Origin of the sequence: Nitrososphaera sp., from assembly GCF_036397675.1 — an archaeon.
Classification (GTDB): domain Archaea; phylum Thermoproteota; class Nitrososphaeria; order Nitrososphaerales; family Nitrososphaeraceae; genus Nitrososphaera.
Genome location: NZ_DASWIL010000019.1, coordinates 43,158 through 56,789 on the forward strand (window position 1 = coordinate 43,158; position 13,632 = coordinate 56,789).

Consider the following 13,632-nt stretch of genomic DNA (forward strand, 5'->3'; position numbering starts at 1 on the left):
TACATTCCCACGCCCAAGGCGCACCGCCACCTCACAAAGCCTCTGCAGAGGTATGGGCTTGAGAAAATAGCGGGGGGTGGATTTTCCGGATTTGCATCCTATTGAACCACCGATCTGCGGGTTATGAGCCCGCCGGGATGACCTGGCTTCCCCACCCCGCTGCCAGCTTTTCTTATACGGGGGAATATATCTCTGCCTAAAATTTACAGAACGCAAGTAGTTGCGCTGTTTTAAGTGATCGCCGCGTGGATACCACACGACCCGAACGTAACCTTGTTCTTTCGCAGACAAAAGTGGCTTTTGTCACCGGTAATGCTGTCGGTAGCCGTTGCAGCTGTCATCCTGTCTGGGGTATTTGTAGTGCTAAGCCAAAGGATCTTCTCGCAGAGGATACCAGAGGTAACTGATGGTGGGAATTATGCGTCTGCTTCTCAGGAGCTGGTAGATGGCAACCGGGGCTTGCGCGCAGCTCTGGAATGCGCTGACTCATGTTATGAATCCCTAAGACTAGAAACATGGTCGCATGCCGGTGGATCCAGTATGCGAAATGATGGTCGGTACGTATGATGCAAGCAGGGATAAAGTCGCAGATTCCCGTATTTTCACTTGATGGGCGGTGATTGTATCAAGCGGAATACCGTGACAGATACTACTGGATTTCGATGCTGCCAGAATAAAGTTATTTTAGAGCGGTGTCAGATCTTTTCTTTCTAATATAGGTTATTACAACGACTATTGTCGCGGTAACAACAACTGCTTACGCTATCTCGATTGCTACGTCGATGCCGTTGCAGGCCGACTGCTCGCAGGGAATCCGTGCAAGCACTGTCTCGAGCATGGATGTAATAGGAACAACACGCACCTAAAGATTTCAAAACAATAGTTTATTTCCGCCTTTATCCCAAAAGAGCGCATGAACGTCAAGTCGGCAGACGACATAGACTTTGCCAAGCGCGGTGGAGTCATACCGGTGGTCGTACAGGACAAAAAGACCAAGGACGTGCTCACAGTCGTTTACGCAAACAAGGAAGCCCTTGCAAAGACGATTGAAACCAGCAACGCCTGGTTCTGGAGCACGTCGAAGAACAAGCTCTGGATGAAGGGAGAAGAGTCGGGCAACGTCCAGCCGGTCCACGAGATACTTGTCGATTGCGACTCTGATGCGCTGCTGTACATCGTCGACTCGGACAAGCCTATGTGCCACACCGGCGAGCGGACATGTTTCCACTATGTGGTGGAAAAACCGTGATATCATATAATTTCTAGAGCTTTTTTGGGCAGGAAAACAGAAATTTGCCCAAAACTAGCTGTTAAGCAGCGCAACATGTAATGACGAAAAAGTTAAGCAATACTAAAATGTGCGCAGTGAAGTTCTAATAATAAACTTTCAGAGAGAGTGCGTAGATCATGGGAAACATCAGGTCGCTGAAGTGCCGGGAGTGCGGCAAAGAGTACGAGCCGCAGTTCCGCTATGTGTGTGAGGAATGCTTTGGCCCCCTCGACGTTACCTACGCTGAGCAAAAGGTGAACAGGCACACTTTTGAAACAAGGGAAAAGACATACTGGCGCTATTTCGAGCTCCTGCCCATAAAGGACAAGAGCAACATCGTCAATCTCCATGCGGGGCTAACGCCCCTGCAGTACGCTGACAAGCTTGGCGAGCGCCTCGGCTTAAAGAATGTCTACATCAAGAATGATTCCGTAAATCCCACTTTTTCGTTTAAGGACAGGCCTGCCGGTGTCGCGGTGTCAAGGGCAAAAGAAACCGGATTGAAAGCTGTAGGCTGCGCGTCTACAGGCAATCTGGCTTCCGCGACAGCCGCGCACGCGGCCAAGGCCGGATTGCCATGTTACATCTTTGCCCCCTCTGACATCGAGCACGCCAAGATCGCGCAGGCTCTCTCTTATGGAGCAGAGTTCGTCGCAGTCGAAGGCACGTACGACGACGCCAACAGGATTGCTTCGATCATTGGAGATTCAAAGGGCTACGGCATAGTCAACATCAACATGAGGCCCTACTACGTGGAAGGGTCAAAGACGCTTGCGTACGAAGTCGCCGAGCAATTGGAATGGCAGGTTCCTGACAGGCTGATAATCCCTGTAGGCTCGGGCGCAATGCTCAACGCCATCTGCAAGGGCTTTGAAGAGCTGCATCAGCTGGGTCTGGTGGACAGCATCAAGAACCTGAAAATAGTCGCGGCGCAGCCGCATGGGTGCGCGCCCATCGTCAACGCGTTCAAGAAAGGCTCCGACGAAGTCATCCCGGTGGAGCACCCGGAGACAATAGCAAAAAGCCTCGCAATAGGCGACCCCGGCGACGGGCTTTATGTGCTCAAACGCTTGAAGCAGTACGGCGGCATCGCCGAAGAGGTGAATGACGGAGAAATAACGGACGGCATCCTGCTCCTTTCGCGGACAGAAGGTATATTCACTGAACCGGCCGGCGGCGTCTCTATCAGCGTGATGAAAAAGCTCATCGACGAGGGTAAGATAGAGAAGGACGAGAGAGTCGTCTGCTACGTGACAGGCAACGGGCTGAAAGCTACAGAAGCGATTATAGGCCTGCTGCCGAAACTCACTGTTGTCAAGCCGGACCCGGCTGTAGTGTCGGCAATGATAAAGTGATCATGATGGCAAAAGTGGAATTCACTGTACCTTCAGTATTGAACAAGGGCCAAGGAGAGAAAAAGCTCCCGTTGGAGGCCTCCGACCTGCAGGAAGCGTTCAACAAGGTGTCGGAGCAGATGGGCGATGACTTTAAGCGTAGAGTGTTTGACCACAACGGTAACCCCCGCTCGCTAATCAACATCTACGTCAACGGCAAGAACATGCGCTTTTCCGGCGGCATAACGACTGCGCTCAAGGACGGCGACGTGGTCTACATACTGCCGGCGGTGGCCGGTGGAGCCGAGCTCACAAGCGATGAGCTGCAGCGCTACTCGAGGCAGGTGATGCTTGAGGAAATAGGCTTTGAGGGCATGGAAAAGCTGAGGGCTGCAAAGGTGTGCGTCGTCGGAGCAGGCGGCATAGGCAACCCCGTCGTGACTCAATTGGTAGCGATGGGCGTCGGCAAGGTACGCATTGTCGACAGGGACGTGATCGAAGTCACCAACTTGCACAGGCAGCATTTGTACACCGACGAAGACATCGGCAAGGTCAAGGTTGAAGTGGCGGCAGAGCGGCTGCGCAAGCTGAACGCCGGAGTCGAAATAGAGCCTGTGCCAACTTCTGTGACAAAGTACACTGCAGAAAACATAGTCGAGGGGTTTGACATTGTTGTAGATGCTCTTGACAGCGTCGATGCAAGGTACGCATTAAACGACGCGTGCATCAAGCATAACATTCCATTGATCTACGCCGGAGCGCTAGGGATGCTAGGCTCCGTCACGACGATAATCCCGAACAAGACCGCGTGCCTGCGCTGCCTGTTCCCGGCGCTCAACGAGGAAGAGATGCCGGCGTGCAGCACCGAGGGCGTACACCCGTCAATATTGTACCTCGTCGGCGGCATACAGGTGTCAGAGGCAGTCAAGATAATCACTGGTCAGCAAGCGTCGCTTGTCAACAAGCTGATGTACATCGACCTCAATGAGCTGTCGTTTGAAAAGGTCCAGATTGCGAGGCAGGATGAGTGCCCCACGTGTGGAACCGCAAGGACGATAAATGGCCAGCAGGTGACGGCGCAGGAGCTGATAATCGAGGAGCTGTGCGGCAGGGACCGCGGGAAAAGGACGTGGACGATAACGCCGGCAAACCCCGTGCCGGTTAACCTCACCGGCATAAGCAAGAGGGCCGAGACTCTCGGCTACCAGGTGAGGACGCGCGGGACGCTTGGCGTCACTGCGACGAACCCGGGCAGGATGTCGGTCAGCTTTCTCTCAAGCGGCGCCGCGACCATCGTCGGCGCCAAGGATGAGGAAGACGCGATCGAGATCTACAACAGGTTCGTGAGTAACGCCTAGCCCATGAACTCGGTCAGGCTCGACTGCATCTTCTTTTCTTCCTTGAATATTAATTTCAATTCGGTCGCAAGCGAGTCCACTCTGCTTTTCAAATAATCACTGATCTTGTATTCCTGGCAAAAGGCCGTCGCTATGCTAAGGTATTTCTCAACCGCTCCCCTGGTCACAGTCTGCGTCAATCCGTTGCCGCATTCCATGCATTTGCCCACAAGTGGCATGCGCCGGAACTTTTCGCCGCAGTTTGTGCACCGGAACGTCTGCGACGAGTAGGACCTCATGTTGCCCATAATGTCCGGCAAAATGTGCGTCGTGAGCACCATGGCTGCAACCTCGTCGACGTCAACCGCGCTTATCAGTCTCGCCGTGTCAAACTGCATTTTCAGCTTCTCATCCATCGTGTTCAGCGTCGAGTAAGCGCTCCTCTGCTCCTTGGTCGTGAGCCCGCCTGTCGTGTGCGTAAAGTTGTATCCAAAAAACTGTGATTCCTGCCCTATGCGGTTCTTGACTGTCTCTATCATGCCTGCAACCTCGGCGGCCTTAGCCTGCTTCCACGTCGCCTCGTAGAACTCTAGCGGATAGGAACTCGCGATGTCGACGTTATGCGCTTGGCGCTGCACCTCGTATGGCAGAACTACGGGCTGTATCAAAAGCGGCGCGTCCATAAGCCCGCCGATCTTGTCGGGCAAAAAGTCAAACGAGAAGTTCAAGAACGCGTCCATGAGTAGCATCACAGAGTCGGCGTCGCCGTCGCAGTCGCGTCGCTTGGCTGAGTGCCATATCGGGGACGCGAGGCACACCTGCGAATCAGTAAAACCGATGATCCTGCCCATGATGCCCACCGACGTGTGCGGCGCAAGGCCCAAGACCATGTGGCCCACCAGATCGCCTATGTTGTCCACGTTGTAGAACGGCTCGCACTCGTACAGCTTCTCCAGCTCGTCGTCGATGAATTTCGCCGTGTTAACAAGGTGCTTTGCAGAATTGCGGGGGATGACGACGTCCTGCATCATCAGTTCAACAAGCTGGTCGGGCGAGGCAAGCTCGCGGCCCTGGTAGTCCCGCGTGTAGCCCAGTTCCTTCAACTTGTCGACGCTTGCACCTATCCACGCCGGCTTAAAGTGCGTCAGCGGCTGGTTGGTCGCGTCAAAGCGTATGGTTCCATCCTTAAACGCGTACAGCGCATGCTTTTGCCGCAATATGCCTTTTTCCAAAGGCTCTGCCGCCCTGTGCTTGCTCATCAGCGACTTGACACCCTTCAGCGGCTGTTGCGCCTTTGTCCCCACTTTTATCTGCGCCGCGTTGATGGCCTCTTTGAGCGGAAAGTTGGCCGAGCTGTACGTCTTGCCCTCCTTGCCGCAGCGCAGGCACCTCGCGTCTTCTTCCACCTCGCCTCTGCACACCGGGCACAGGTTGCGTAGCATCGTGGGCGCGCCGCAGGAGCGGCAGTGGGTCCCAAGCGATGGCAGGTTGCACGCGTCGCAGCGGCGGTTTGCAATTTCGGTGTAGAGCGAGCCTTCGGCCGCGGCCTTGATGATGTCCCGCGTGGCGCCGCCCTTGTTTCCTATCGGAAACAGCACGTGCACGGGAGGCTTCATCTTGCGCTCGGCTGCTTTTTCCGGCCGGCCCACCCTGACTGCCACCGACGAAGCAAACTTGGGCATGACGGTTATGCCTGACATTTTTGCGACGAGTGCTATCGCGTTTTCTGCTTCCGCCGCCTGGCCCTGCAAAAGAATCGACAGCGATGATGCATGGTCTCTGTCGAGCATGATGCTGTCCCCGGAGATAGAGTGGCTTGCGCCCAGCTTTTCCAGGATCTCTTTTACCGCCGGCTCGTTTGGCATTGCGCCGTCCTTCATGCGCTCCTTAAGCAGTAGCAGTTCATGCGGCGTGACGATGTCGAAATAAAATGAATAGTGTGGGTGCAGCGGGATGCTGAGATTCCTGCTTATCTCAAACGCCTCGCCGACGGTTGGAATGGTAGTCGCCGGGTTGTCTGCCAGCTGCACCAGCCTGCCGCGGTCCACGTCGGCGTCGGACGCAAGCTTTTGTTTCAGCTGGAGTGCCCATATTTCTTCAACGTAGCTTGCAGGAGGCAGCTGCGCGTTGTTTTCCAGAAAATCGCCGTAGCTGATTAGAATGTCGCCCAGGTACAGGATCCTGCTGACCTTAGTCCTGAGCCTTTCTGCCTGTTCGACCGCAGTCACGGCAAGCACGCTACCGTCGTCCAGTTTTACGATCGGAGGCTCGACGGTGTCAACGAGCGCTATCGTCGACGCCTTGCCGGGTATGTCCATCTTGATCTGTGTGCCGGCCACAATTGCATAGTTGAGAAGGGCCGGCACTGCCGGGTGTATCCCGACAGTCGCAAAGCCGGTGTTGCACGACCGGCCATAGCGCAGGCGAAATCCGCCGGCCTTTTTCAGCATTGACAGCACGGGCCGGCCGGTGATGACTTCGGACATCCTGTGGTGTGCCGCGTCGTCGTCGCCGGTCTGAATAGCGCCCTTCAGCTCCTTGAGCCACTGCCACCCGTCCAACTTTAGAGTATCAACAAGTTTCAACAATTTCCTGCTCCTGCCTATCAACCCATCGTTCATGACCCTGAGCGCGCCACCACGCACCCTGTCCGTCGCGATCCTCCGCATGCCCTTGTGGCCCACTACATCAACGGGATCGGTGTCCACGCCGTCGAGTTCCACCGGCAGGCTCGATATGCACCTAACAACATCCTCGTCGAGTACCTTGAACTGGAAGCCCATGACCTCCCTCTCGTAGATGCGCAACTCTTCAACGAACCTACCGGTCTCGTCGTCAAACGAGTTTGCTGTGTAGGATGCAAGGCCGGCCACCTTTCTGGCGTGATCTGCAATGAGCATCGTGAGGGCCGCCTCTGTTCCGCCCGCGGACCTTATCGGCCCGGCAAATGAGACCGAAAGATACTGAGAGCCATCGGCGTTGTTCTTTATCGTGACGTCGGATATCCCTTGCAGCGGCGCGACCGTGACGCCTTCCGTCACCACCGCAAGCGAGACGCGCACCGCGCTGTCGAGGCGCGCTTTCAAGTCACCAGAGCCGTACTCGCCCCTTGCTATCTCCTCTGCTATTTTCAGCGCGGCCTTTTCCTTCGTTGTCTGGTCAAGGAGCGCGCGCAGCCTGTCTGTGATGTCGATGTTGTGCATCTTGGCGACCCTGTCTGACAGGTCGAATGCGATTTTTGGCTCGACGACTCCTGCGACATCAATGCCTTTGCGCCGGGCGACGAGCGCGTGTTCGTAGTTTTTCTGAAGGTTTTCTAAAATGTCGTGGTGGTACCGGCGATAATATGCCGGCATGTTGATGTTCCTAAGGCGCGCCTGTCCCTCTGCAAGCATTTACTTCCGGGCCTGCCGCATTGCCTTTATCATGGCAGATAACTTTTGCTGCCACTCACCGTCTTTCTCTATCATCGTGCCGACGACTATGGCATCCGCCCCGGCTTTTGCGATCTGGCCCGCCGTTTCGGGGCTCCTTATTCCGCCCCCGACGATAAGCGTGCCTTCGTAGTATTTTCTCACCACGGCGACCATCTCGGGCTGCACGTTCTGCAACGCGCCCGAGCCAGCCTCGAGGTAGACAAATCTCATGCCCATGTACTGGGCCGCCAAAGAATACATCACGGCAAGGTTTGGTTTGTTGAATGGTATGGCCCTAGCCCTGCCAACGAACCACGCGGCTGTTCCCTCGCCCACTATGATGTAGGCTGTCGGTAGTGGCTCTATGTTGTGTTTTTTGACCGCAAGCGCGCCAAGCGCTTGGGCTCCGGTGATGAAATAGGGGTCTTCTGAGTTGAGGAGCGAGCTGAACAGTATCGCGTCGGCCTTCGGTGACACGCCTGTGACGTTCCCGGGGAACAATATCACGGGTATCGTGACATTTTTTTTGATTTCCGAGATCACGTTTGCGAGTTCCAGCTGGTCAATGGCAGATGAGCCGCCGACCAGGACGCCCGACGCGCCTGCCTCCTCCACCTTCTTCGCAATGGAGGAAGCGCCATCGGAGTTTTCAGAGTCGATTAGCGGAAGGCATATGGTGCCGTGCCTTTCAATCTCGCTTTTGAGCTGCTGCTCTACCTTTCCTAGAAGCACGCCTCATTGTCAGAGAGCTCGGACATTTTAAAGTGTATGCAAGGTTTAATTACGGCGCACTATACAGATTTGTATAGCTATCATGGCCGGGTCGGATACGAAATCTAACGCCATTTTGGGGCAGCTCGTTGCAAATTCTTTATTTACTCCACGCCAGTTGTCAATAATTTCCAAGCGGCTGCAAGGGCTGGGCCGGGCGCATAACATCAGTTCCGGAGCGTATTACAGGCAGGTAAAGCAGTGCCGGGACAAGATCGCTGGCGTCATTTACAGCGTGTTGCTTTTGCAATCGACGGGGATCCTGCAGCCAGAAGCGCTGAGCGCGCTGGGCCGGCTTGCTAATGAATTGGGCGTGATATTGAGTTCAGAGACCAGCGATGTCATTGACGGTGCGCGCCTAATGGATGTGATTTCCGTGATGAACACGCTTGTAAAAAGTATGTCCAAGTTGTAAACAAAGTTTGTTCTGTAACATTAAATCACTGTTTCCCGTCGCAAAGGTGTGACATGATCATAGAGATACCCTATGTAGGCATCACAATCGACCTTGACTACGTGATATACGGTGTGCTGGCGTTTGGTGTAGGTCTTGTCACAGCGATGTCGGCCTACCACCTGCGCCGCGGCGCAATACGTGGTTACCGCGCGGATGATGCAGTAGTTGAGGCCGTAGTAATGGAATACACGCGCAGGTTGAAGGATTACGACCGTGTTATTACAGAGATGCGAGCAAGGCTTGATGTCGTCGACATGAAGATGCAGGCCCTCGCACAGCCTCACGTCGCCGTGATGCCGTCACAGCCGGCCCAGCCTCACGCGCAGCCCGTGAGTGAGCCTGTAGCAGTCACGCAGCACGCGCAGGTCGCAGAAACTTTTGAGGCGCAGAACGGCACGACTGACTACATCCTGAAATTGTTGTTGGAAAGGCCACGCACTTCACGTGAGGTCCAGCACGCGGTCGGCAGAACCAGGGAGCACACGGCTCGGCTTATGAAAAAGCTGCACGACGTCGGTCTTGTCAGCAGAGACGTGAACATGAAGCCATTCCGCTACGCCGTCACTGAAGTGGGTCGAGCGAGGTTGAAGGAGAGACCTGTGCAGGAACTAGGGCCGCAGCGGACTGCCTAGCGCTCTTGTAGACCCACACTTTTCCTTGGCGGGTTCTTGCAAGCCTACCCCGCTCGGTGTACCTAGAAAGGTAGGTCGAGATTATGCTCAGCTTTATCGGTTCGTTGTACGAGTCCTCATACAGTTCTAAGATGTCAGATGAGGTGAAACTTCCATACGGGAACTTAGTGTTGACAAGCGCCCATATCCTGTCGCCAACTGACGCAGGGCGCGCTGTTTGGGTCTCACGGTGGCCATCGCCTTCAATGTTGAGGAGATCCATGAACTCCATTATTTTGACTATCTTGTCATTGGAGATGTTGCCCTCTAGTGAGAGGTTATACTTGCTCCCCTCGGCGTCTTCCAGCTCTATGCGGAATTTTTTCCTCCCAGGCATCGAAAGTAGTTCACCAGCTACACCTTAACACTTAACAGAGCTTGTGCCAAACACGATAACAATTAGCTTAGCTATTGTTAGCTGTACATGAGACGCATGTCATTTTCGTTAACAATCCTATCCGGTTAAGGGCTTCTGTCATAGAAAAGTGGGCTGTTCGGGTTCCAGTGGAAATGAAGGGGTCTGCTGTACCCGTTAACACTGTTAAACGCCACCTTAACATTGCAGTGGAAATAATGGGGTCGTTTTTGCGTCATTTTCACCACTAACAGTAGCACCATTGAGCTGGTGTTATCAATCATGTTTTTGCGCAGACAGCCACCCCTACCTTTCCTGTCCAAAACGCGTCTCATCATATTATACATGAAGCTAGTATCAGCTGATACGTTTCATAGCTAAGGTTGATTCATCGGTTTAAAAACGTCGTGTTAACATGCTGTTAAGGCAACCTTAAGAAACAAGACATCTGGAAAGGAAAGGTAGGGGTGGGGGCGGACGAGCGACATTGACAACATTTTTGACAGCGCGGCAACTGCTAAGTCGTTTGTCAAGGATAGGCAGACTCTTACCATCGACTACGTCCCGGACAGGCTTCTGTTCAGAGACGAAGAAGCTAGGGGGCTTGCAGAAACGCTATCAACGGTTCTGAAGAAAGAGCTAGGGCGGCCTTCAAATCTCTTATTGTTTGGCAAGCCGGGAACAGGAAAAACCGCGGTAGTGAAATCGGTCCTTGACAGGCTGACGAAAAAAGCAGCCAAGCTTGACATCGAAATTACAGTGCCAGTCATAAACGCAAAACTGGCAAACAGCGCCTACAAGGTCTTGTACGAAATCGCCGAGTACATCGGCATTAACAGGGAAGAAAAAAAAGTGCACTTTACCGGGCTTTCAATGGGCGAGGCCACTGGCAGGATACTGCAGTTCATACAAAAAAAGAAGATGCACATCATCCTGGTAATAGATGAGATCGACTCGCTGGTTGACAGGAATGGCGACGACGTTCTCTATTCCTTTACGAGGGCAAACGACCGCATGGCCAAGGGCGGCTTCATCACCCTCATCGGAATATCAAACAGTCTTACATTCAAAGACAAACTGGATCCCCGTGTCAGGAGCAGCCTGTCCGAAGAAGAGATGGTGTTCAATCCCTATAAGGTTGACCAACTGAGGCAGATTCTGTTGGAGCGGGCCAAGCTAGCATTCAACGAAGGGGCAATAACTGACGCTGCAATCAACCTGTGCGCGGCTATAGCCGGCAGGGAGCACGGCGACGCAAGAAAGGCAATCGACCTTCTGCGCGTGGCAGCAGAACTTGCCGAGCGCGCCCATACAGGCAAAGTGGAGGAAAAGCACGTGCGGGCCGCGCAGGAAAAGATAGAGAAAGACACAAACTTTGAAGTGATACGCAACGCCACACTGCACGAAAAGCTGGTCATAATCGCGATAACCAAATCAAAGAACGGCAATACAGGCGAAGTCTATGAAATCTATTCAGCATTGTGTAAGCAAGCAGACCACGACCCCCTCACACAGCGCCGTATGACGCAGATAATCAGCATGATGGATCAGCTCGGGCTCATTTCGACGGACATTGTCAACCAAGGTCGGTACGGCCGCTCCCAAAAGATCAAGTTGACGGTTCCACTCGCAACAATCAGGGACGCGCTGAAGGACGACTCACTCCTTTCAGAATTTATTGATTGAAATCCTTCTTGAACGGCTGCATGGTCGCCAAGTTGACGACTATTGCGATGCCTGGCGACGGCGTTATTCCTATCGTCTGCTGGAACTTTGTCTGCGCCTGCCATGCCCCTGAATTCACGACGAGTGTTCCGCGGTATCCGTCAACATCAGTCACATGCGCGTGTCCGGAATGCAGGATGTCCGGGACTTCCGTCATCACCATCATGTCCTCGGCCTCGGGCGCAATAGGCGTCCGCCCGCCGTAGGTGGGCGAGAGGTGACGTGCCTTCAGCAGCACTTTCATCGCCTCGGCCGGCCTTTGGTAGCTGAGGCCGGGTGTCGTCGCTATGACGTCATCCAAGCTCTGCCCGTGGAACATTAGGACCTTGACGCCGTTTAGGCTGACATAAGCTGGGTTGCCAAGAACCGTGCAGTTTTCAAGGCTATATAGCGCGCCTGACGTGGCCTGTGGGAAGCTGGGCTGCGGGAGAGCGCGCCGGCCCGGGTCGTGGTTGCCAGGAATTATGAACGTTTTTATGCGCTTTGGTATTTTCGAGAGCATTTTGGTCGCATGACTCATCTGGCTCGCCGCGTCGGTCATCAAGAGCTCCTTGTCCTGGTTGGGGAATATACCAATCCCATCGATAAGGTCGCCGCAGATGCACAAGAAGCTGATCTTGCGTACTATCTCGTCGTCGGATGACAGCCAGTCAAGGAACCGCAAGAACTCCTGCTCCATAAAATACTTACTGCCGACGTGCAGGTCGGATATGAGCACGGCGTACGACTCCGACTTGCTCCTGCTCGGCAAGTGGTCGGGGATATCTGGCGAAAAAACACTCTTGACCGAGAGCCCCGGCACGCCCTTCGCGTTTTCAAGCTCTAGCATTACAACCTGGTCTAGCGCAAGCATCGAGGCGGCCTTTCTCGCCTCCTCCGTTGCGGCGATTATCTGCATCCTACCCGTGTTGTCGTCAATCTCCAACTCGACGCCGTTTTTCCTCTGCCGCCTCGACATCAAAAGCCCGGCGATGACTTGCGTGCCAGCGTTGCCAACACCGCTCTCTTTCTTGACGCTGCCTGCCCATGCGTTCTGCCTCACGGCCGATATCTTGGTTATCCGCCTGCTGTCCGGCCTCTGCGCTAGGATGCGCATAGTCTTTTCAAAGCGGCTCTTAAATAGCATGGCATAGCCGTCAACACCCTCGCCCGTGTTGACCGCCGGCGACGAGTCCATCAATATTTCGGCCTTTTGTTCCGCCGGCGCCCCTTCCGCCGGGCTTACAGGACCCATAAGCCCCTCGACGTCGTCGACAACAATGACAGGGCCTCCGGACTTTTTCTGCTTGATGACGTCTTGGACGACCTTCAGCAGGTCACCCTGGAGGCTCTTGAGCATGGCAAAGGCGTCGGGGTGGATCTGGTATCCCTTGCTCGAGGCATACGACAGCGCGCTCTTAATCTCACTTTGCAGTACCAAGAAACCACATACCTTCCAAGGCCGGCCCTTAATTACATTTCTGTGAGCGCTTTCTGTCTTTTGTAGTTCTTGTTTGGAAAGAATCTTGGATCATAAAGGTTTGCGCGTACAGTGGCTTTAGCATAATGGATTAGACCTCTTGCTCTTTCTGATTCTAGATTTATTTCATACTTAAAGGCGAGTCCTTCTCTTTTGCGATTTAACAACCTTTCTTCTTCAGCCAAGAATGGTAGGACTCTGAAGTGTTCGCTCTGGAGCATTCGTAAGCTTACTAATTTCTTGAGCAGAATAAGACAGTTGCTGGTTCAAGATTAAAAAATCTAAAAAATGTGCAGCCGCGTTATGAAACAGCCGGATGCGGACATAGCGTTTGACGAGCTGTTAAAGGAAAAGCTGCTCGAAAATGTAGACAGCAAGTTCTTTACCATCAATCTAGACGAGAGGGAAACCATAAGCCAGTTCCTAGGACCAGAACCTGAAAAAAGACTCGACCTTTCACAACCATTGAAAGACACACTTGACGAATACATATTTAGGTTCGCGGTACATAGCAAGTGGGAGTATTCGAATCAACACATGTATCATTACTACACCAAGAAAGATCATTGCTCCTTTTGGATTGTAATAACAAAAAAGAAAAGTGCTGGCAGCGAGATAAGATAATTCTAGGCTCATTTAACGATGCCAATTCCCATATTTCTAGAATATGGCGCGCTACTAGGCAGGCTACTAGGTGTGAACCCGATGGTAAATTAATACTGAGATGGATAGAGGATATAGAACAAGAAGCTTGCAGGAATAATCGTATGCCCTTTGGTGCTGCATTCAGGCTCTTCAAACATCTCAAATTGATAGAGCTAGTAGAAACTAAGGGCA

General features: G+C 53.4%; 11 protein-coding genes and 1 tRNA gene. 7 read left to right on the plus strand and 5 right to left on the minus strand.

Annotated elements, in window-relative coordinates; all coding sequences use genetic code 11:
- Positions 1-67 precede the first annotated feature (67 nt).
- Positions 68-161, minus strand: a tRNA-Met gene (locus VGA14_RS03600).
- Between the two features lie 752 nt (positions 162-913).
- Between VGA14_RS03600 and hisI the strand changes: the two genes are divergently transcribed.
- The 3 genes from hisI (at position 914) to VGA14_RS03615 (ending at position 3,962) form a co-directional block, all read left to right on the plus strand.
- Positions 914-1,249 carry a phosphoribosyl-AMP cyclohydrolase gene (hisI, locus tag VGA14_RS03605; RefSeq protein WP_331002379.1) on the plus strand — a complete coding sequence of 112 codons (336 nt, stop codon included), beginning with the start codon at positions 914-916 and terminating at the stop codon, positions 1,247-1,249.
- A gap of 158 nt (positions 1,250-1,407) precedes the next feature.
- A complete protein-coding gene (locus tag VGA14_RS03610; protein WP_331002380.1) occupies positions 1,408-2,625 on the plus strand; it encodes a threonine synthase in 1,218 nt (405 codons plus the stop codon).
- Between the two features lie 5 nt (positions 2,626-2,630).
- Positions 2,631-3,962, plus strand: a complete 1,332-nt coding sequence (locus tag VGA14_RS03615; protein WP_349257134.1) for a ThiF family adenylyltransferase — start codon at positions 2,631-2,633, stop codon at positions 3,960-3,962.
- On the opposite strand, the gene VGA14_RS03620 is transcribed toward VGA14_RS03615, so the two are convergent.
- Together VGA14_RS03620 and VGA14_RS03625 are read right to left on the minus strand one after the other, a co-directional pair.
- Positions 3,959-7,336, minus strand: coding sequence for a DNA polymerase II large subunit (locus VGA14_RS03620; RefSeq protein WP_331002382.1), 3,378 nt, complete (start codon positions 7,334-7,336; stop codon positions 3,959-3,961). The two genes, VGA14_RS03615 and VGA14_RS03620, sit on opposite strands and share 4 nt — an antisense overlap.
- Entirely contained in the window at positions 7,337-8,089 is a 753-nt protein-coding gene (locus VGA14_RS03625; protein ID WP_331002383.1) for a geranylgeranylglyceryl/heptaprenylglyceryl phosphate synthase, read from the minus strand.
- Positions 8,090-8,246: 157 nt separating this feature from the next.
- Here VGA14_RS03625 and VGA14_RS03630 point away from each other — a divergent pair, with 157 nt between their 5' ends.
- Positions 8,247-8,543, plus strand: a complete 297-nt coding sequence (locus VGA14_RS03630; protein ID WP_331002384.1) for a hypothetical protein — start codon at positions 8,247-8,249, stop codon at positions 8,541-8,543.
- A gap of 53 nt (positions 8,544-8,596) precedes the next feature.
- On the plus strand, positions 8,597-9,217 hold the full coding sequence (locus VGA14_RS03635; protein WP_331002385.1) for a helix-turn-helix domain-containing protein: 621 nt from the start codon (positions 8,597-8,599) through the stop codon (positions 9,215-9,217).
- On the opposite strand, the gene VGA14_RS03640 is transcribed toward VGA14_RS03635, so the two are convergent.
- Positions 9,147-9,593, minus strand: coding sequence for a hypothetical protein (locus tag VGA14_RS03640; protein WP_331002386.1), 447 nt, complete (start codon positions 9,591-9,593; stop codon positions 9,147-9,149). The genes VGA14_RS03635 and VGA14_RS03640 overlap by 71 nt on opposite strands.
- A 513-nt stretch (positions 9,594-10,106) precedes the next feature.
- On the opposite strand from VGA14_RS03640, the gene VGA14_RS03645 reads away from it, so the two are divergent.
- Positions 10,107-11,297: a Cdc6/Cdc18 family protein gene (locus VGA14_RS03645; protein ID WP_331002406.1), complete on the plus strand. Its 1,191-nt coding sequence runs from the start codon at positions 10,107-10,109 to the stop codon at positions 11,295-11,297.
- Here the strand turns inward: VGA14_RS03645 and VGA14_RS03650 are convergent.
- Positions 11,287-12,756 carry a DNA-directed DNA polymerase II small subunit gene (locus VGA14_RS03650; protein ID WP_331002387.1) on the minus strand — a complete coding sequence of 490 codons (1,470 nt, stop codon included), beginning with the start codon at positions 12,754-12,756 and terminating at the stop codon, positions 11,287-11,289. The genes VGA14_RS03645 and VGA14_RS03650 overlap by 11 nt on opposite strands.
- A 342-nt stretch (positions 12,757-13,098) precedes the next feature.
- On the opposite strand from VGA14_RS03650, the gene VGA14_RS03655 reads away from it, so the two are divergent.
- Positions 13,099-13,419: a hypothetical protein gene (locus VGA14_RS03655; RefSeq protein ID WP_331002388.1), complete on the plus strand. Its 321-nt coding sequence runs from the start codon at positions 13,099-13,101 to the stop codon at positions 13,417-13,419.
- Positions 13,420-13,632 lie beyond the last annotated feature (213 nt).

Excerpts from the sequence above, each read along its gene's own strand:
- hisI (WP_331002379.1), top strand. The coding sequence starts at position 914 with ATGAACGTCAAGTCGGCAGACGACATAGACTTTGCCAAGCGCGGTGGA.
- VGA14_RS03610 (WP_331002380.1), top strand. The coding sequence starts at position 1,408 with ATGGGAAACATCAGGTCGCTGAAGTGCCGGGAGTGCGGCAAAGAGTAC.
- VGA14_RS03615 (WP_349257134.1), top strand. The coding sequence starts at position 2,631 with ATGGCAAAAGTGGAATTCACTGTACCTTCAGTATTGAACAAGGGCCAA.
- VGA14_RS03620 (WP_331002382.1), bottom strand. The coding sequence starts at position 7,336 with ATGCTTGCAGAGGGACAGGCGCGCCTTAGGAACATCAACATGCCGGCA.
- VGA14_RS03635 (WP_331002385.1), top strand. The coding sequence starts at position 8,597 with ATGATCATAGAGATACCCTATGTAGGCATCACAATCGACCTTGACTAC.
- VGA14_RS03640 (WP_331002386.1), bottom strand. The coding sequence starts at position 9,593 with ATGCCTGGGAGGAAAAAATTCCGCATAGAGCTGGAAGACGCCGAGGGG.
- VGA14_RS03655 (WP_331002388.1), top strand. The coding sequence starts at position 13,099 with ATGAAACAGCCGGATGCGGACATAGCGTTTGACGAGCTGTTAAAGGAA.